This is a genomic window from Bacillus sp. NEAU-242-2, from assembly GCF_027853835.1.
GTDB classification, from domain to species: Bacteria; Bacillota; Bacilli; order Bacillales; family Bacillaceae; genus Bacillus; species Bacillus velezensis.
In genome coordinates, this window is record NZ_JAPNNY010000008.1 from 47,862 (window position 1) to 70,111 (window position 22,250).

Annotated in this window: 2 protein-coding genes and 1 pseudogene; all 3 read right to left on the reverse strand. The window is 51.0% G+C overall.

What is annotated here, in order from left to right; genetic code table 11:
- Nucleotides 1–5: 5 nt before the first annotated feature.
- Nucleotides 6–3,809: a non-ribosomal peptide synthetase gene (locus OWN49_RS18180; RefSeq protein WP_176283353.1), complete on the reverse strand. Its 3,804-nt coding sequence runs from the start codon at nt 3,807–3,809 to the stop codon at nt 6–8.
- Nucleotides 3,810–3,827: 18 nt separating this feature from the next.
- Nucleotides 3,828–14,565: pseudogene (locus OWN49_RS18185) on the reverse strand (amino acid adenylation domain-containing protein).
- A 25-nt stretch (nt 14,566–14,590) separates the two neighbouring features.
- Nucleotides 14,591–22,240, reverse strand: coding sequence for a non-ribosomal peptide synthetase (locus OWN49_RS18190; RefSeq protein ID WP_176283355.1), 7,650 nt, complete (start codon nt 22,238–22,240; stop codon nt 14,591–14,593).
- Nucleotides 22,241–22,250: the final 10 nt, after the last annotated feature.

The window sequence follows — 22,250 nt, forward strand, 5'->3', positions numbered from 1 at the left end:
GGATGTTACAGATTCCGCGCCAAGCGTCTTCCGCTGTTTGCGATGATGTCCAGTATGACCTCGGCATTTTTGTGTGCAAACTCGGGTTCAAACATATCTTTATGGGCTCCCTCGCCTTGATATTCCTGGTAGAGTCCCGTTGTGGCGCCTTCCCATTTTTTCGGCTCAGGCTCAGCATTTTGCTCTTCCTTTAAGCCGGCCTCGATAAAATGGAGGTTTGCCGCGATTTGGCCGTCATTTATCAGTTCCGCCCAGTACGTTTGATATCGCTCTGTTTTTCTGATGACCGCTTCCCTGACGGCTTCCGGGACATTTTCGGCTGTTGCGTTTGTTGGCTGCGGCGGCAGTGCGTCAAGCTTTCTGTACGCGTCTGCGATAATGACGTCGCTGATTTCTAAGCCTCGCTTTTCCATCGCTTTTGCAGCCTCGAATGCCGTATTGCCGCCTGCCGAATATCCGAAGAGGATATAAGGGCCTTCCGGCTGGATTTCTAGCATTTTATCAATGTATTGTTCCATTCTGCTGTCTTCTTCAATAAAGTTAAAACCGTACACAGCAGCCCGTCCATTTAATGCCGCCGCCAGATCTTTAAAGAAAATGCCGAAACCTGAGATAGGCGGAAAACAGAAAAGATTGCGGCCTTTCGGCTGATTCAGTCTGCTGATATGCTGTTCGGCAGCTTCTGACAGTGTGTTTGAATACAGCTTTTCAGCCAATTGTTCAATTGTCGGATATTCAAATATCATTTCAATCGGGACGTCCATCTGCTGCCTGGTCTTCAGCTGATGAATCACTTGCAATGCTTTCAAAGAATGGCCGCCCAGCTCAAAGAAGTCATCCTGTATGCCCAGCTCTCCGCAGCCGAGGATCGGCGTCCAAATGTCGATCAGCTCACGCTCTACCCAGTTTCGTGGCGGAACGGCTTTTGATGAAGCTTTTTTCCGTTCCGGCGCAGGCAGCCCGCGGCGGTCCACTTTGCCGTTTGCGGTAAGCGGCATACGGTCAAGCTTAATCACATACTGCGGAATCATATAGTCGGGAAGCGACCTGGCCAATAGGGATCGAATGGCTCTTTCTTCAGCATGTGCGCCTGTATAATACGCACAAAGGGTTGCTTCTTGTCCTTCGTCTGACACGATGACTGCAGCTTCCCTGATTCCATCAATTTCAGTCAGCCGCGCTTCAATTTCGGCCGGCTCGATACGCTTCCCGCGAATCTTGAATTGACGGTCGATACGGCTGATGTATCCGATGCTTCCATCCGGCAGCCAGTGTGCCAAATCCCCTGTTCTGTAAATCTTTTCTTCAGGATGAACCGGATGGCTGACAAACGCTTCACTTGTTAAGTCAGGCCTGTTTAAATAGCCTTTGGCAACCCCGTCCCCGCCGACACAAAGCTCACCGGGCACGCCGATCGGCGCAAGTCCGCCATTTTTATCAATGATATACGCGGTTGAATTGCTGATCGGTTTTCCGATTGGGATCGGCTGAGAAAAATCGTGCCTGATTTCGTAAAAGGTAGAAAATGTCGTATTTTCCGTCGGCCCGTATATGTTATAAAGGCTGAGATTCGGACAGCGGTGTCTGACCTTATTGATGAGCGCCGGGGACAATGCTTCTCCGCCGACATATAAGGTGTGCAATCCGGAAAACATCTCCGGATCCGCCTGGGCAAACTGGTTAAAGAGCGCCGTCGTCAAAAACAGAATCGTAATACGATTGGAACAAAGATAATTGCCGAACCTCTCAGGGGCAAGCATTGTCGTGCGGTCAACCACATGAAGGCACGCTCCGTTCAATAGCGCTCCGAAGATTTCAAACGTCACTGCGTCAAAACCGATGGACCCTGTCAGAATGAGACGGTCCGTCGTGCCGGCTGACGTGTAATTGCTGTTTGACACGAGCGATACGACGTTGCGGTTGGAAATCATTACGCCCTTCGGTTTTCCTGTTGAACCGGATGTATACATAATATAGGCAAGGTCCTCAGGTGACGTTACGGTATTCAGTTTTCCCGCCTCAGCTGTTTGTTTTTCAGCTGCAGCCGGGATAGAGATGATGTGAGAAAAGTCAACGTCAGTCTCAATCCCTTTTTGTACCGTTAACAGCTGTGCTCCGCTCTCAGTGAGCATATCGGCGATCCTGTCGGATGGCAGTTCTGCATCGAGCGGAAGGTACGTCCCTCCCGCTTTCAATACAGCGAGAACAGCGATAATAAATTCCGGTGAGCGTTCGGCAAGAATCCCGGCAATTCCTTTTGGCGCCAAACCGTTTTCCAGCAGGATGCGGGCGAACGCAGTTGACCGTTCATCGAGCTCCCGGTACGTCATCGTCAGCCCGCCGGCGTGAAGCGCCTGATGATCCGGGGTTTTCTTCACCTGTCGGCTGAACAGGCTGATGATGCTTTCGTCTCTTTCATAAATTGTTTTCGTGTCATTAAATTCGCCGATTATTCTTGATTTTTCCTTTTGTCCGAGCATCGGAAGCCGATCAGCAGGAACATCGGGATTGAAGGCGGCGCCGCGCAGCGCTTCTTCCAAGTGTCCTTTTACGCTCTCTATCCATACTTCGTCATAAACGTTCGCATTGTAGCTGAATTTGATGATCAGCTCATCGCCGGGCGCTATGATGAGGTTAAAATCGTAGCCCGATTGTTCCGAAACATTGACATTCCCGATCCGGAACGGTGCATCCGATTCCTTTTCCGCGTCTCTCATCTGCTGCTGAATCGGATAATTTTCAAACACGATGATATGGTCGATTAAATCCTGTTTCAGCTCAGTCTGAGATTGGATGTCAGCAAGCGGATGATAACTGAACGCCTCTGAATCAAGCATTTCTTTCTGGCTGCGGCCCAGCAGTTCTCTAAAGCTTTCATCACCCGTTTTAATGCGTACCGGCACGGTATTGATAAACAGCCCGATCATGCTTTCCACGCCGTCAATGACGGAAGGCCGCCCTGATACGACAGCGCCGAATACGGCATCGTCCGTCCGGTTGTAGCGCTGCAGCATCAGGCCCCATACAGTCTGCATAAGAACAGCGAGCGTAGCGCCCTCTTCTTTGGCGATGGTTTTCAGCCTGTCTGTCAGATTTTGATCTAAAGAAAACAGGAGCTCTTTCTTACGGTAGCCTTTTTCCTGGGGACGGGCCGATATTTTCGGGAGTCCTGAGGGTGTCTCGCAGCCTGCTAAATATCCTTTCCAATACTCAGAAGCCGCGTCTTTGTCCTGATCAGTCAGCCATGTAATATACGTGCTGTAAGGCTTTGCGGGCGCCAATGTGACGGGTGAGTCTGATTCAATCGCCCGGTACATATGCATGAATTCCTGAAGGACGATACCGAGGCACCAGCCGTCCATAAGGATGTGATGGTGGCTCCAGACGCATACATATTTTTCGTCAGCCGTTTTAAACAAAGACACACGCATCAGCATATCCTTTTGCAAGTCAAAGCCTTTTAAGCGGTCACGTTCCTTAAATCGCTGTAAGTAGGCGCTCTGTTCCGCTTCATCCAAATGTGTAAGATCTTCGCGGTGCAGCCGGAATTCCCGCTCACGCAGCACGACTTGGCGGGGGCCGTTCAGCTGAGCGACATGAGGTAAAAAAACCGTTCTGAAAATATCGTGGCGGCTGATGACAGACTGTACGCTTTGCTCAAACAATTCCGGACGAAGCCGGCCTTTTATGGTGAAGACGGATTGCTCGATATATGCAGCCCCCTCCTTTTGCAGAAAGGAATGAAAAAGCATTCCTTCCTGCATTCGGCTGAGGGGATAAATATTTTGGATATTTTTTGTTTTGTCCATGTGTTCCTCCCGCTCGGTTTAGTGGAAGCTGAGTAAGTCGGCAATATCCTGCAAGGCTTCCTCAGTCAGCTCCCGATCATCAAAGTCACTGACGGTCTTCTCCGTATCGGTTTTGCTGAGGCAGTGTTCCGACAGTTTCAGGAGATAATACCGGCAGCTTTCGGACAGCCGTTCGATCGTACCTTGCCGGAAGCGTTCCGTTTCATAGGAAATGCTGACGGTCATCCGGCCTTTCGCCGCAATCGCGCTGATTTCAAGTGACTGCTCCCGTTTCCATGTATCTGTCACATCATCTCCGCCTCCCAAAGGAGAAAACTGAAACGCGTCAGGCTGTTCCGTTTCTGCCGGATTCCCGCCGGGCGCATCGAATTGTCCGAGATAATTAAAGCTGATCTCCGGTGCTTTCCCGAAAGTCATCCCGGCAAGCTTCGGCGGTGTTAAATATTTGAGGACGCCGTATCCGTTCCCTTTATCCGGAATGCGCCGCAATGTGTCTTTAACGGTTTTCAATGTGCGAATTTCATATTCTTCAAGAGGTTCATAAACTCCGCTCCGGACAAGCACCGGGTAAATGGAAGTGAACCACCCCACTGTCCTGCTGATGTCCGCACCTGCCTGCTCCGATTGGCGTCCGTGTCCTTCAAGGGCGATTTTCAAAGCGTGCCGCGGCGACCACTTTTGAACGGCAAGCACAGCGGAAGCCAACAGCATATCTTGCGTATCCGTATTGTAGGCGCTGTGCACATCTTTCAACAGGGCGTCCGTTTCACTTTCTGTCAGAGTGAAGGATACCGTGTTCCGTTTTTTTGCAGGAGTTTGAGATAGACCTGCCTGCTCGTAAGGAAGACTTTCTGTTTCATAGTGTTCAATCTCCCGCCAATACTCCGCCTGCTGAAGAAGCTGTCTGCTTTCGGCATAATCGGCCAGCTGCTCCGTATATGTTTTGAATGACATGGTTTTCGGAGGGAGTGTGATTTCCTGACCAGAGGCGGCCTGCTCATAAGCAGAAGCCAAGTCCTCCAATAAAATCCGCCATGATATCCCGTCGACAGCGAGATGATGGACGGTCAGAAACAAGTAATCTTCTGCTTCAGAGCGGAACAGCCCCGCCTGTACCAGCGGCCCGTTCTCCAAATCCATGTTTCTCTGAAGCTCTGCGACGCGGCGTTTTATAACACGTTCCTTCTCATGCTCATCGCCTTCCGTTTCTAATATGGTCATGTTGTAAAGCTGCTCATCTGCGAGGTCAGCCGGTCTGTTGAAGAGGAGAAGACCTTTCTCTTCGTCTTTTTTGCAGACAAGGCGCAAGGCATCATGATGAACGGTAATGGCTTTTAACGTTTTCCTCAGAGCCTCTTCATCTATTGAATTTGTTCTCGTCAGCATGACGGACTGGTTAAAATGATTTGCTTCCTTCATGTCTTGTGTGAAGAACCATTTGTGAACCGGCGACCACTTCACTTCTCCTTCTGCGGGAGCTTGGCTGACCGGCTGCCGCTCTGTACGGACATAAGGAGCCAGCTCTCTAATTGTCGGCCGGCTGAAAATATCTTTTACGGCGATCTGTTTTCCTGCCTGATGTAATCGGGCTGATACTTGCAGGGCTTTGATGGAATCGCCGCCCAGTTCAAAAAATGATTGATCCGCGGCAATGTTTTCAGTTCCGAGCACTTCGCTCCAAATCGCGGAAAGCTCTTTTTCCAAGTCGCTTTCAGGCTCCGTAAATGCCCGTCCGGTGTGCGCTTTTTTCCGCGGCTCAGGAAGCGCGCGGCGGTCAAGCTTCCCGTTCGGTGTGACAGGCAGGGCTTCAAGTGTTTCAAAGAATGCCGGCACCATATAAGCGGGCATTTCATTTCTGAGTGCCTGCTGCACGGTTTCACTTTCTGTTCCTTCTTCTGTCACGATATAAGCGCATAGTTCCGTTTGGCCTGCTGATGCGGACAGAGCGGTAACGGCTGCTTCCTTGACACCTTTTATGCCTGTTAAGGCCGATTCAATTTCTTTCAGTTCCACCCGGTAGCCTCTGATTTTGACTTGCTCGTCCATTCGGCCGATATATTGCAGCGTGCCGTCCGGCAGCCATTTTGCCAGATCGCCCGTGCGGTACATGCGCCGGTTCTTGTGGAACGGGTCTTGGACAAAGGCTTGGGCCGTTTGCTTAGGAAGATTGCGGTACCCTCTTGCAAGGCCGGAACCCGAAATGCAAAGTTCTCCCGTTACACCGATCGGCTGCGGGTGATCCCCGTTTAAAATATAAACGTGTGAATGCTCAATCGGACGGCCGATCGTAATGTTCTCACTTTGTTCTATATGTCTTGCCGCTGTAGTGGCGACGCTGTTTTCCGTCGGGCCGTACTCATTGGCAAGCTCCGTGTGAGGACAAACTGATAAACTGCGGCTGATAATGTTTTGGTCGACAGCTTCTCCAGCTAATGTGACAATTCTGAGAGACTCTGCATCCCCCGGCTCCAGTACGTCAAGCAGTGTACGGTACAGTACGGGAACAATGATCATGTGAGTGATGCGGTAAGATGCAAGATAGTGTTTAATGGCAAGAATATCTCTTGCTTCATCTTCAGCTGGAACGGCCGCCTTCGCACCTGAAATCAGCGGTGTGAACATACTTGTTACAAAACCGTCAAAGGAAAATGAAAAAAGCTGAAGAACTGTATCTTTCTCATTCAGATCATAAAATCCGCTGCGCCATTGAAGGGTTTTGCTGACGGAACGATGTTCGACCATAACCCCTTTCGGCCTGCCTGTCGTCCCGGACGTGTAAATGATGTAAGCCAAATCTTCCGGTGCTGATAATGGCTGAACCGGTGATGCGTCTTGTTCTTGGATATCCTCCAGTGCGAGCACTTCACCTTTAAAATGATCAGGCACTTGATCTATCGCGCCGTGTACGGTAAGGAGAAGCGCTGTGCCGCTGTCTGAAATGATATATCGCTTGCGTTCCTCCGGGTATTCAGGATCTATCGGGACGTAGGCGCCCCCGGCTTTCCAAACCCCGAAGACTGCGGCGACTTGTTCCGGTGATCTTGGTATCACAATGCCGACGGCGGCATTCGGTCCGATCTGCCGTTTTTGCAGAGCTCTGGCGATTTTATTCGACCATTCATCTAATTCTTTATATGTGACCAACGTTTCCCCGCTGATAAGGGCTGCCGCATCCGGTGTTTTTCGCGCCTGAGTGATGAACAGTTCATGAACTGTTTTTTCAGGCAGCTGTTTATCCGTCATGCCGTTAAAGTCCGAAAGAATTCGGTCCCGTTCCGCAGCAGTCAGCATGCTGATCGCTTGTATAGAAGTTTCCGGTTCACGGACAATGTGTTCAAGCATCGTCATAAAGTGGGAAGCCCAGCGCTGCATCGTTTCTTTCCGGAATAAAGACGCCGCATATTCAAACAGAAAATGAATCTGTCCCCCGCCTTCAGAAGCCTGCAAAGTGACATCAAATTTGGAAACCGGACGGGACACGTTCGCAGGCTGAATATGCAAACCGTCCAACAGCAATTCCTCATGTTCCATATTCTGAACGACAAGCATGGCATCAAACAGCGGATTACGGCTTGTGTCCCGCTGCACGCCGATCCGCTCCACAAGCTCTTCAAACGGGTAGTCCTGATGTTCATACGCCTCAAGCGCCGCCTGGCGGACTTCCGCCAAATAATCGGTGAACCGTTTGTCTCCTTTCGGCTCCGTTCTGATGGCAAGCGTGTTGACGAACATCCCGAGAATCGGTTCAAGGTCTTTGTGCGGACGCCCGGCAATCGGCGAGCCGACGATGATGTCTTCCTGCCCGCTCAATCGCGCGAGTAACGTATTGTACGCGGCGAGAAGCACCATATACAAAGTGGAGCTGTGATCCCGGGCGATGCGGTGAAGGCCGGATGCCGTTTCAGCGTCAAGCGTGCACGATACGCTGCCGCCCGCAAAGCTTCTGACCGCCGGACGGGGCTTGTCAGCCGGAAGCTCAAGCACCGGAAGCTCTCCTTCAAGCCGCTTCAGCCAATAGGCTTCCTGCTTCTGGTACCCTTCTTTCTCCTGAAACGACCGCTGCCAGACGGCATAGTCTTTATATTGAAGGCGCATCGGCGCAAGCGAACGGCCTGCGTACAGCTCGCTGAATTCTTTAATCAATGTGTTGACGGACACACCGTCAGAAATAATATGATGCATATCCGTTAATAAAAGGTGACGTTCATCCGATTCTTTCACGAGGGCCGCACGGAAGAGCGGCGCTTCCTCCAGACAAAACGGCCGGACGAATGCGTCAGCTGACTCGGCCTCATCAAGCTGAAACGGCACGCTGTCATGGATGCGCTGCACCGGTTCGCCGTCAGGCCCCGTTTCAAAGGACGTTCTGAGCGACTCATGCCGCTCAACAAGCTGCCGGAACGTCTCCTCCAGCCGGCCGCGGTCAAGCGGGCCCGTCAGTTCCAGCACAGCCGGCATATTGTAGCCGACACCGCCGTCTTCAAGCTGTTGGAGCACATACATCCGTTTCTGCGCCGAAGACACCGGGTAGGTGTCCTGTTTTTTCGCAGGCTGAATCGCTTCATACGAGCTTTCTTCCAAGTCCTGAATAACCGAAGCAAGCTCTTCCACCGTCGGCCGGGCGAAGATGTCCTGTAACGGCACCTGAACACCGAACTCTTTGGCGATGCGGGAGACGAGAGCCGTCGCTTTTAACGAATGGCCTCCCCGCTCAAAAAAGTGATCCCGGATGCCGACGGGGCCGTTTTTCAGCACCTCTTCCCAAAGGGCGCAAAGCTTCATTTCCGTGACGTTCCGCGGGGCGGTGTACGCCTGTCTGTCTGCCGCTCCGCCGGGAGCCGGCAGCGCGCGGCGGTCAAGCTTTCCGCTCGGCGTGACCGGCCACTCGGAGGCGTGTTGCAAGCTCCGCCCGCACGTCATCGCTTTTTCGTCCTTCAATATAGGCGTAAAGTGCGGTTTCGCCGTGTTCGGTCCGGGCGGTGACTGCCGCCTCACGAATGCCGTCAATGCGCCGGATCGCCGCTTCGATTTCTCCCGGTTCAATCCGGTAGCCGCGGACTTTCACTTGTCCGTCTGAACGCCCGAGCCATTCAACAAGGCCGTCTTCTGTCCAGCGTGCGATATCGCCCGTCTGATACATGCGTTCTCCCGGGTAAAACGGATCATCGAGAAAGCGCTCCTCCGTCAGCTCAGGCCGGTTCAGATAGCCGCGGGCCACCCCTGTCCCCGCGATATACAGCTCTCCGATACAGCCCGGCGGCAGAAGCTGTCTCTTTTGATTTAAAATATACAGCCGCATGTTATGTCCGGAAATGCCGATCGGAACATTGTGAAATTCCTTTCCTTGCGGCAAATCAAAGTACGCCGCTTCTACCGTCGCTTCCGTCGGACCGTAGGAATTTGTCAATTCCGTTCCCGGCAGAAGGTCATAAAAACGGGAAACCAAGTGAGGGCCCAATTGTTCGCCGCCGGCAAAAACCCTTTTTAAGCAGGTCTTTTTGATCGGCTGTTTTCTGGAATTTATATATTCCAAGAAAGCATGAAGCATGGATGGCACAAAATGAGCTGCCGTTATGCGGTTTTTCTCCAATGCGTTCAGTATCATTTCAGGGTCTTTCTCGCCGCCTTGCGGAAGGAGAAAAACAGAAGCTCCCGCGATCGGCCACCAAAACAGCTCCCAAATCGAAGCATCGAAAGAGTATGATGTTTTATGCAAAATGGTGTCGGAATCCTTTAATCCATAACGCGTTTGCAGCGAGTATAAAAAGTTTACGGCTGACTGATGTTCAACCTGCACGCCTTTTGGGCGTCCCGTAGAACCGGATGTATAGATGATATAAGCCAATGAATCAGGTTTCACCGGAACATTGGGGTTGGCCGCAGCTTCCGGGTTTCCTGTTTGCCCGCTTTTCAGAGAGATCGTTTCTCCCTCAAAAAGATCTGGTGCGAAAAGTTCTGGTTCTGCCAGTAAGAATTTCACGCCGCTGTCTTTCAGTAAAAAGCGAATCCGCTCTTCCGGATAATCCGGATCAATCGGCAGATATGCACCGCCTGCTTTTAAGACAGCGTAAATGCCGATCAGCATGTCAGGAGAACGCCGGCCCATAATGGCAGTTTTATCCTCCAGCCTTATTCCCCGCTTGATCAGCCGGTGCGCAAGCTCATTCGCTCTTTCGTTCAGCTCCTGATACGTAATCGAAATGTCATCAGTTAAAATCGCCGGACGGTCCGGCGTTTTTTCCGCCTGTTGTTCCAGCAGCTCATGAAGAGACTGATGAAGCGGAAACGCTGTTTTCTGCAAGGGGCTGAAAGCGTGAAGCAGAGATACTTCTTCTTTTTCTGACAAAACAGAAATATCGTCTAATTCCAAACCCGGATCAGCTGCGGCTTTTTCGGCAAGTGTCGTGAAAAATTCCGCCCATTTTCGAATCGTTTTTCTCTCAAACAAATCGGTGCTGTATTCAAACTGGCAGTACAATTCACCGGCGTTTTCGGAGATGTACAGCGATAAGTCAAATTTAGAAATCGGCAGGCTGACGTCTGCCGGCTGCAGTTCAAGTCCGGCTGCCCTTAGCTTCTGCTGTTCCATATTTTGCAGCGCAAATGTTGTGTCAAACAGCGGATTTCGGGACATGTCCCGCGGCACACCGAGCTTATCGACGAGCTCTTCTAACGGGTAATCCTGATGTTCGTAAGCCTCAAGCGCTGTTTGGCGAATTTCCTTTAAATATTCTTTGAACGTCATGCTTCCGTCGGGACGCGTCCTGAAAGCGAGCGTATTGACAAACATGCCCAGAACGGCGTCAAGGTCGGCATGAGGCCTTCCTGCAATCGGAGACCCGACAATCATATCTTCCTGTCCGCTTAAACGGGCTAACAGAACCGTGTACACACCGAGCAGCGTCATATAAAGTGTGCATTTGTTTTCTTTCGCCAGCTTTTTCAACTGTGCTGTATGTTTTTCGCTGATGACAAATGACACCCGGTCACCGGAAAAGCTCCGCACCGGGGGACGCGGCTTATCAGCCGGCAATTCAAGCACGGGAATCTCCCCGGCAAGCCGGTTCAGCCAGTACTCTTCTTGTTTCCGATATGCGGCGCCCGCCATAAATGATTGCTGCCAGACGGCATAATCTTTGTATTGAATCCGTAACGGCGGCAGACTTCTCTCAGCATACAGCTCACTGAATTCACGTATCAAAAGATTGACGGATACGCCGTCTGAAATAATATGATGCATGTCAGCTAAAAGCAGATGCCGGTCTTTTTCTATTTGGACAAATCCCGCCCGGAAAAGAGGCGCTTTGCCGAGATCGAACGGCCGGATAAACGCTTCGGCTGATTGTTCTTTTGTAAATGCAAACGGCACTTCGTCATGAATCCTCTGCACAGGCCGGCCGTTTATTTCTTCAAAGGACGTTCTGAGCGGTTCATGCCGCCGGATCAGCTCCTTGAACACGGCTTCCATCCTGTCTCGGTCAAACGGCCCCTTCACCTCTAAAACGGCTGGAATGTTATAGCTGACACCGCCATTTTCAAGCTGGTGAAGGACATACATCCGTTTTTGAGCGGATGAGACAGGATAGGTTTCTTTTGCTTCTGTTTTTTCTATGGATGCGAACGGATTCTCTTCTGCTTCACCGATGATTTTGGCGAGTTCTTCTACAGTCGGATAGCTGAAGACATCACTCAGCGGGATTTGCACGCTGCACTCTTTAGCTATTTTTGCAACGAGTGCCGTCGCCTTTAATGAATGGCCGCCAAGCTCGAAAAAGTGATCGTGAACGCCGATCGGGCCGGTTTGAAGCTCTTCTTCCCATATGCGGGTAAGCTTCAGTTCGGTCACATTCCGGGGAGCTGTATATCGACGGCCCGCTGCGTACGCCGAAGCTTCCGGAAGGGCCCGCTGATCGACTTTGCCGTTCGCAGTGAGCGGAATCGCGTCAACGAAAGCCCATTTGACCGGAATCATATAATCAGGCAGCTCTTTGGCCAAATCACTTCGCAGCTGAGAAGGATCAGTCGCTTGTGAGACGGTGCAGTAGGCGCATAATTCATTTTCGCCCGACTCATTCGTTTGAATCAGCACGGCAGCTTCTTTCACGGCATGATGATTTGCCAGAACGGTTTCAATTTCTTTCGGTTCAATCCGGTACCCTCTGATCTTCACTTGATCATCTGTCCGGCCGATGTATTCCATTTGGCCGTCCGCACGCAGTCTTGCCAAATCTCCGGTCCGGTACATGACGGCGCCCTTTCTGAACGGATCCGGCAAAAATTTCTCTTCCGTCAGCGCCGGATTGTTCACATAGCCTCTTCCTGTATTCGCTCCGGAAATATACAATTCTCCCGCAATTCCGAGAGGCTGAAGCTGTCTGTTTTTGCTGAGAATATACATCTTATTATGATGGATCGGTTTCCCGATCGGCGGATGTTCAGGTATGTCATCTCCCGCAGAAATCGTATACGTTGAAACCACATGGGTTTCTGACGGGCCGTAATGATTATGCAAATGCATACCGTGTAAACGGAGCGTCTGCCTGAACAAACGTGAGATAGTCAGCTGCTCCCCGGCCGTAATGACATGCTTCACACAGCGGGGAAAAGACTGTGCATAACCTTCTTCATTGAAAAGCATCTTGACAAACGCAGTCGGGAAAAACACCACTTCCGTTTTGTGCTGATCGATAAACGAATACAGCTGAGAAACATCCCGTTTGATTGATTCGGGCACGATACAAAGGGTGCCGCCGCTTAAGAGTACTGAAAATAACTCCTGATAGCAGACGTCAAACGCCAAAGATGCGTACTGCAGCACATTTGTGCAAAAATCAATGTCTGTGTTCGTCAATTGGTCAGAAAGAAGGTTGGCCATATTTTTATGTTCGAGCAGCACGCCCTTCGGTTTCCCTGTCGTACCGGATGTATAAATCATATAAAGGAGGTCGTCCGCCGTATTAATGGATTGCACATTGCTTCCGTCCGCTTCCGTCCCGGCCTCTTCTATATATGTAACCTGCAGCGTTTGTTCCGCGGGGAGTGACTGATGCCGCTCTGTTACAACATGGATGCAGCCGCTGTTTTCAATAACATATCGGATACGCTCCTTTGGACTGCCGGGATCTATCGGGACAAAGGCGCCGCCTGCTTTTAAAATACCGAGAACGGCCGCCGCTAAAGAAGGGGAACGGCCGAGCATGATGCCTACCGGCTCCTCCCGCTTTAATCCGCGTTTTTGCAGCAGACGGGCCAGCTTATTAGCCGATTCATTCAGCTCTTTGTACGTCACTGACCCGTCTTCATACCGGATCGCGATTTGATCCGGCGTTTGTGCGGCCTGCCGTTCAAACATCGCATGAATCGTGTCATACTCAGGCTTTTCAGTTTCTTCAGAAATCGGAGCAAGCAGCTGCTCTTTTTCCTCAGGAGTGATGATTACAAGCTTATCCGGCGTGATATCAGGTTTGTCGAGAATCTGGGAAACGATATGTGTCAAATGACCTTTGATATTTTCGATAAATTGGCGGTCATACACGCTTGAATCGTATCTCATTTTCAAATGAATCTCGTCACCCGGCGCCACCATAAGATAAAAACTGTAATTGGTTTCGTCTTCCATGCTGAAATCATGGATGTGAAAAAGGTCTTTCGTTTCCCCGTTGCTGTTCAGCACATCGAGCTCCTGTTCAACCGGATAATTCTCAAAGACGAGAATATGGTCAATTAAGCCTTGTTTTACCTGTGAATTCGCCTGTATATCATAAAGCGGATGATAGCTGTATGCCTGTCCTTTCAAAGCGTCCTTTTGCACGTTTTTGATCAGCTTTTGAAACGGGATGTCCGCCCCGCTGATCCGGACAGGCACGGTATTAATGAACAGGCCGATCATTCGCTCGATGCCTTCGATTTCAGACGGCCTTCCGGAAATAACAGAACCAAAAACCGCATCTTCTGTCTGGTTATACGCCTGAAGCAAAATGCCCCAGAGCGTGTGGAAAATGGTGCTCAGCGTGACCTCTTCTTTCACGGCCAGATCTTTCAGCTTAGCCGTGTCCTCTTTTGAAAAGGAAAACGTCACTTCTTCTTGTCTGCTTTCGCCGGCTTTTTTCTGCTTCGGCAGAACAGTCTGCTGCTCAAAGCCTTCAAGGTATCGTTCCCAGTACGAAGCGGCTTTTTCTTTATCTTGCTCCATCAGCCACTTGATGTAGGTCCCGTACGGCACAGCGGGCTCAAGCGTTAACGGTGTCCGGCGAAGCCGCGAGGCATATATCTGGAAGAACTCTTTCAGCACGATCCCGAGACACCAGCCATCCATAATAATGTGATGAAAACTCCAAATGCACGTATATTCACATTCTCCGGTTTGAAGCAGCATCACCCGCATCAGCATGTCTTTTTGCAGGTGAAATCCTTTCTTTCGGTCTCTTCGTTTGGCTTCTTCAATATGCTTGATTTGATCAGCCTTGTTTAAATTGGTGAGATTTTCCTCAATGATGCTGACGTTCCGCTCTTTTAATACGACCTGCTGCGGCACTGACACGTTCTGGCTGATAAAGATCGTTCTGAAAATATCATGTCTTTCGAAAAGGGCATGAACGCTCTCTTCAAACACGCGGGTGTCAACCTTCCCTGTTATTGAAAAAGAGGCCTGTTCGGCGTAAGCCTGTGATTCCTTTTGCAGGAGGGAATGAAAAAGCATTCCTTCCTGCATATAAGACAGCGGATAAATATCCTGAATTGCATTCTTTTTTGTCATGTTATAATCTCCCCGTCGCCTTTTTCTACAGTTCCTCGACAAAACTCGCTATGCTGTCCAAATCATCAGATGTTAACGTTTTGCTGCTAAAATCACTAACGGTTTTTTCTGCTTCCTCTTTGCCGGTGCAGTGCGCCATAATATCACGCAAATATTGCTGTAAAGTTTGCAGCAGCTGTTCCATCGTTTCTTTGCGGAAGCGGCTCGGCGGATAGCTCAAACTGAAGTGCAGTTTATGTTGTGCTGCCATCGCGCTCATTTCCACCGCTTGTTCCCGCTGCCATGTCGGCGTGATGTCGTGCCCGCTCGCAAGACCGGATAAACTGAATGTGTGCTGATCTTCTGTATCATTGAATTGCCCTAAATAGTTAAAGCTGATTTCAGGCGCTTGTCTGAAGCGGATTGTTTTTTGTTCAGACGGTGTCATGTATTTTAAAATGCCGTAGCCTATTCCTTTATCCGGTATTCTTCCGAGTGTGTCTTTGACCGTTTTTACAGCCGTTCCAAGCTCAGCGCCTGCTGTGTTCAAGTCAATGAGCACCGGGTACATGGAGGTAAACCAGCCTACGGTGCGGCTGATGTCGAGCTCCGGCATGATGTGCTCTCTCCCGTGCCCTTCCATCGCGATGCGCAGTCTGCCGCCCCCTGTCCAGTCCCGTAAAGCCAAAGCTGCGGCAGTCAGAAGAATATCTTGCGTATCGGTATGGTAGGCCCGGTTGACCTGCTGAAGCAAAACGGACGTTTCTTCTTCTGTAAGCGTAAAGCTTACCGTTTGCCGAACGCTGTCGGCTCCCGTCTGATGCTGCGGTTTTTCATAAGGAAGTTCGGCGGCTGTTTCTTCTTCAATAAAACGCCAATATTCTTCTTCACGCATCAGCTTGCTGCTTTTTGCGTATTCTGAAAGCCTTACGGCGTATTGCTTAAACGAATCGGTCTTTGGCGGAAGCTGGACCGGCTGACCTTTTACGGCTTGAGTGTAAGCGGCAGATAAATCCTCCAGCAGAATACGCCATGACACTCCGTCAACCGCCAGGTGATGTACGGTGATGAATAAATAATCCCCTGACCGGGTTTTGAACCATCCGGCTTTTAATAACGGCCCTTTTTCAATATCCATCCGCTGTTGGAGCGCAGCCACTTCATCTTCTATTTCTCTTTCCCAAGTATCTGTCTCAGACAGATCCCAAATGTCCAAGCTGTACAGTTCTTCTTTTTGAATACCGTGATTGATTTGTCTGATACTTTCGTTTTCTGCACTGACGGTGATCCGGAGTGCATCATGATGAATGACAAGATGCTCCAAAGCTTGTTTGAGCGGCTGTTTATGCAATGCGTCAGAGCTGAACATCATGACGGACTGATTGAAATGATTTCTGTTTTCCATCCGCTGTGATAAAAACCAGTGCTGAACGGGTGTCCAAGGTATGTCTCCTTCCACCGGCCGCTGATCGATGACTCTTTCCGCTTTCCGGATAAGAGGCGCGAGTTCCTTAATGGACGGATGCCGGAATAAGTCACTTGCCGTCATTTTCCACCCGTAGCGTCCGAGCCGTGCGGCAACTTGCAGCGCTTTGATTGAATCGCCGCCCAACTCAAAAAATGAGTCTTCAATCCCGACTTGTTTTGTGCCGAGCACTTCCTGCCAGATCACGGAAAGCTGTTCTTCAAGCTCATTGCGGGGAGCTGTGTATGCGGTTTGAAGCGCGAGCTCCGGTTCGGGCAGATTTTTCCGATCCAATTTACCGTTCGGCGTAAGCGGCAGCTTCTCAAGTTCCATCATATAGGCCGGAACCATGTAATTCGGCAGTTGCTTAGAAAGTGAAGAACGCACTTTTTCTGTATCCATGTCCGCCTGCAGACTCATATATGCGATCAGTTCTTTATTGCCGGACTGCCCGGTTCTGACTGACACGGCAGCTTCTTTCACGCCGTCCAGGCTCCTTAGTGCGGCTTCAATCTCTCCCAGCTCGACCCGATAACCGCGGATTTTCACTTGATCATCCATCCGTCCGGCATATTCAATCGTTCCGTCCGGCAGCCAGCGGGCTAAATCCCCGGTGCGGTACATCCGTTCTCCGGGAACAAAAGGATTAGGGACAAATTTTTCTTCCGTCAGCTCAGGGCGGCCGAAATATCCTCTTGCCACACCGTCTCCGCCTGTGCATAATTCACCGATGACGCCGATCGGCTGCGGTGTTCCCCTGCTGTTTATGATATATGCGGTTGAATTTCCGACAGGGCGGCCGATCGGGATTGAATGATCGTATGATTGTTCAATCAAAAAGCAAGTCGAGAACGTCGTGTTTTCAGTCGGCCCGTATCCATTCCATACCGAGAGATACGGCAGCGCATTCCGAACCCGGTTTACATGACTTGGGGACAGTGCTTCCCCGCCGATAATCAATCGGGATAATCCGGAAAACACGTATTCATTTTGTTCTGATAGATGATTGAACAAAGACGATGTCAGCCACAGTGTCGTAATGCCGTTTTGCTGTATAAATGTTTCCAGAACATCAGAGTCGAGATAGGTTTCCTGGTCACTTACATATAAAGAAGCGCCGTTTAAAAGCGGACCGAATATTTCAAATGTCGTTACATCAAATCCTAATGATGAAGTAAACAACAGTCTGTCTTCCGGCGTAAAATCAATATAATTGCTGTTTTTCACAAGGCGGATCACGCTTCGCTGTTCAATCATGACGCCTTTTGGCGCACCTGTTGACCCGGACGTATAAATCATGTAGGCCAACGATTCAGGTCCGCCGAGCGGTTCGGGATTTTCCGAACTCAAGCCGGCCTTTGTTTGAATATCCTCTATGAATAAACGTTTTCCTGAAAGCGGCAGACCGTCAAGTTTATCAGATTGGAGAAGAATATCAGCTTTACAGTCTTTAAGCATCCATTCAGCCCGTTCCCGAGGCACATCGTCACCGATAGGCAAGTAGGCGCCTCCCGCTTTTAATATTCCGAGGATTCCGGAAGCAAGCTCTATTGTGCGTCCGGTTAATAAGGCGACAACGCTTTCCGGACCGACGCCATTTGATCGGAGAGCCGCCGCTATTCTGTTAGCCCGTTCGTTCAGCTCACGGTATGTCAAGATTTGTCCATCATATACAACTGCCCGGGCATCGGGGGTTTCTTCAGCCTGCCGCTCAAATAAACGGCTGATGGTTTCGTGTCTTGGGTAATCGCTTTTCGTCTGATTAAACTGATAAATGACGCGATTTGTTTCAGCATCATCCAGTACGTGAATGTCACCAAGCGGTATTGTTTGGTCTTCAATTACTTTTGTAAGAATTCGGGTAAAGTAAGAAAGCCATTTTTCGATTGTCTGTTTTTGATAGATATCTGTATTGAATTCAAAATCAAAGCTGATGGAACCGTCAGACCCTTCTGACGCGTAAAGCGTGGCATCAAACTTTGCGGTTTTATGACTTGTATCCGCAGCTTGAGTCAAATGCAGCTCATTTAAATTCAGGGATTCACGCTCCATATTTTGGAGCACAAACATCACGTCAAACAGCGGATTGCGGCTTGTGTCCCGCTGCACGCCGAGCCGTTCCACCAGCTCTTCAAACGGGTAGTCCTGATGCTCATACGCCTCAAGCGCCGCCTGGCGGACTTCCGCCAAGTAATCGGTAAACCGTTTGTCTCCTTTCGGCTCCGTTCTGATGGCAAGCGTGTTGACGAACATGCCGAGAATCGGTTCAAGGTCTTTGTGCGGACGCCCGGCAATCGGCGAGCCGACGATGATGTCTTCCTGCCCGCTCAATCTCGCGAGTAACGTATTGTACGCGGCGAGAAGCACCATATACAAAGTGGAGCCGTAATCCCGGGCGATGCGGTGAAGGCCGGATGCCGTTTCAGCGTCAAGCGTGCACGATACGCTGCCGCCCGCAAAGCTTCTGACAGTCGGACGGGGCTTGTCAGCCGGAAGCTCAAGCACCGGAAGCTCTCCTTCGAGCCGCTTCAGCCAATACGCTTCCTGCTTCTGATACCCTTCTTTCTCCTGAAACGACCGCTGCCAGACGGCATAGTCTTTATATTGAAGGCGCATCGGCGCAAGCGAACGGCCTGCGTACAGCTCGCCGAATTCTTTAATCAAGGTGTTGACGGACACACCGTCAGAAATAATATGATGCATATCCGTTAATAAAAGATGGCGTTCGTCCGATTCTTTCACGAGGGCCGCACGGAAGAGCGGCGCTTCCTCCAGACAAAACGGCCGGATGAATGCGTCAGCTGACTCGGCCTCATCGAGCTGAAACGGCACGCTGTCATGGATGCGCTGCACCGGTTCGCCGTCAGGCCCCGTTTCAAAGGACGTTCTGAGCGACTCGTGCCGCTCCACAAGCTGCCGGAACGTCTCCTCCAGCCGGACACGGTCAAGCGGGCCCGTCAGTTCCAGCACAGCCGGCATATTGTAGCCGACACCGCCGTCTTCAAGCTGCTGGAGCACATACATCCGTTTCTGCGCCGAAGACACCGGGTAGGTATCTTGTGTTTGCGCAGGCTGAATCGCTTCATACGGGCTCTCTTCCAATTCCTGAATAACCGAAGCGAGCTCTTCCACCGTCGGCCGGGCGAAGATGTCCTGTAACGGCACCTGAACACCGAACTCCTTGGCGATGCGGGATACGAGAGCCGTCGCTTTTAACGAATGGCCTCCCCGCTCAAAAAAGTGATCCCGGATGCCGACGGGGCCGTTTTTCAGCACCTCTTCCCAAAGGGTGCAAAGCTTCATTTCCGTGACGTTCCGCGGGGCGGTGTACGCCTGTCTGTCTGCCGCTCCGCCGGGAGCCGGCAGCGCGCGGCGGTCAAGCTTTCCGCTCGGCGTGACCGGCCATTCGCTCATCTTTATGAACTGAGCCGGCATCATGTAGGCCGGAAGGCGTGTTGCAAGCTCCGCCCGCACGTCATCGCTTTTTCGTCCTTCAATATAGGCGTAAAGTGCGGTTTCGCCGTGTTCGGTCCGGGCGGTGACCGCCGCCTCACGAATGCCGTCAATTCGCCGGATCGCCGCTTCGATTTCTCCCGGTTCAATCCGGTAGCCGCGGACTTTCACTTGTCCGTCTGAACGCCCGAGCCATTCAACAAGGCCGTCTTCTGTCCAGCGTGCGATATCGCCCGTCTGATACATGCGTTCTCCCGGATAAAACGGATCATCGAGAAAGCGCTCCTCCGTCAGCTCAGGGCGGTTCAGATAGCCCCGGGCCACGCCGGTCCCCGCGATGTACAGCTCTCCTGCCACGCCCGCAGGCTGGACGGTTCCCCCGCCGTCTAACACATAAAGACGGGCACCCGGAACGGGTTTTCCGATCGGAAGCCGCGTCCGTCCGCTGTCCCGTTTTCGATCACAGACGTAAAAGGCCGCATCGACCGTCGCTTCCGTCGGCCCGTAGCCGTGAATAAGCACGGTCTCCGGCAGAAGATCGGCAAACCGGGCAGCCGTAAGCGGGGAAAGAGCTTCCCCTCCGGCAAACACGCGTGTCAGTGTTCTGCCGAGGCGTGTTCTTGTTTCTGCAGGCTCAGTTTCCAGCGCGTCTAAAAAGCTGTTGACCATCGCCGGAATAAAATGTGCGGTCGTCACCTTTTCAGAAGAAAAAGCTTCAATCATCCGCACTGGATCTTTCTCCCAGCCGGCCGGAAGCAGATACACGGAGGCGCCGGATATCGTCCACCAAAACAATTGCCAGATGGAGGCGTCGAATGAAAAGGATGATTTCAGCACGATAATATCCTCTTCCGTTAACGGAAACTGCCCTTGCATCCCTGATAAAAAGGCGGCGGCTTGACGGTGTTCAACAGCCACTCCCTTCGGTGTTCCCGTCGAACCGGACGTATAAATGATATAAGCGAGCGAATCAGCATCCGCTTCGTCAGAGACAGCCCCTGTCTCCGTCTCACTTGTCAGAGCAGAAAGAGACACTTCTAGCGTTTCGCCGGAAAAACCGGAAACGGATAACCCCGGCTGTGCAAGCAGGAGACAAGCGCCGCAGTCATCGAGCATATAGCGCAGCCTGTCCTCAGGATAGTCAGGGTCAAGCGGCACATAGGCGCCGCCCGCTTTTAACACGGCAAGCACAGAAACCGCCATCTCCGGCGAGCGTTCGGCGAGTACGCCGACCATGCTTTCTTTGCGGACGCCTTTTTGTCGGAGCCGGACGGCGAGCCTGTCCGTGTACTGATCGAGCTCGGCGTACGTCAGCATACCGTCCGGAAAACGGAGCGCCGGACGATGCGGCGAAAGCGCGGCGCGGCGGGCAAACAGCCCGTGAAGCGTCGGAGCCGGCGGTTCAACCGTTTCTGTATGGTTAAATGCATCCATCATACTTCTGGCTTCACACGCATCCAGCAATGCGATCTCGGAAGCGCCGATTTCAGGGTCGGAAATGACTGAGTTCACCATATGCCGTAAAAATGTTTCGATATTCTTCATAAAAACATCGTCGTATATACCGGTATCAAATTTTAAGCGGATATAAAGAGAATTGCCCGGAATCACCTTTATGCTGCATCCGTAGTTTGTGACTTCTTCCATCGTGAAATCCTCTACCGCAAAATCAAATGAACCGGCCTGACTCACATTTTCAATTTCACGCTGGGCCGGCACATTTTCAAACACGATAATATGGTCAAACAGCGCTTGCTTCAGAGGGCTTTGCGCCTGAATGTCATACAGCGGATAATAGCTGTAAGCTTCTGCTTGCAGCGTCTCCTGCTGCAAATGCCTGACAAGCTCCAGAAAAGAAAATGAACCGCTTTTCACCCGTACGGGAATCGTATTAATAAACAGTCCCACCATTTTTTCCACGCCTGCGAGATCCGACGGCCGGCCGGAAACGACAGAACCGAAAACGGCATCATCACAGCGGCTGACACGCTGCAGCAAAATGCCCCACAGTGCCTGGAACACTGTATTCAGCGTTGCTCCAGCCCTTGCCGCAATGTTCTTCAGCTCATTTGTCTGCTCTTCAGAAATGGTGAAAACCGCCTGCTCAAGTTCGCCGTTTGGTTCCGCGGATTTTTTCGGAAGAGACGCCGATTGCTCAAGATCGGCAAGTCTCGTTTTCCAAAAAATCTCAGCTTCTTTACGATCCTGCTTCATGAGCCATTTAATATACTTCCCATATGGCTGAACAGGCTCGAGAGACGGAAGCCGTCCGTCTCCCAGAGATTGATAGATCATCAGAAATTCCTTCATGACAATTCCGAAGCACCAGCCATCCATGACAATATGATGATGGCTCCATATACAAACATAGCGTTCAGGCGCTTTTTTCAAAATGGAGACTCTCATGAGAGGATCTGATTGCAAATCAAAGCCTTTATCTTTATCTTCTTTTCTGAACCGGTCGGCATATTTGTCTTGCGCCTTCTCGTCCAAATGAGAAATATCATGAAACTGAACGCGGCTCGGCCTGTTTTTCAGCACGACTTGGCGGGGCTTTGCCACATTCTTGTGAATAAATGTCGTACGGAAAATATCGTATCGTTCAAAAACAGCATCTATACTTTTTTGGAATCGTTCCCGGTCAAGCTGTCCGCTGATCGTAAACACCGCTTGTTCGAAGTAGGCTCTTGAGTCATGATCCAACAGAGAATGAAAAAGCATGCCCTCCTGCATAAAAGCCAAAGGATATATATCTTGTATTTCCGGTTGCTGCCCCATTGCGCCACTC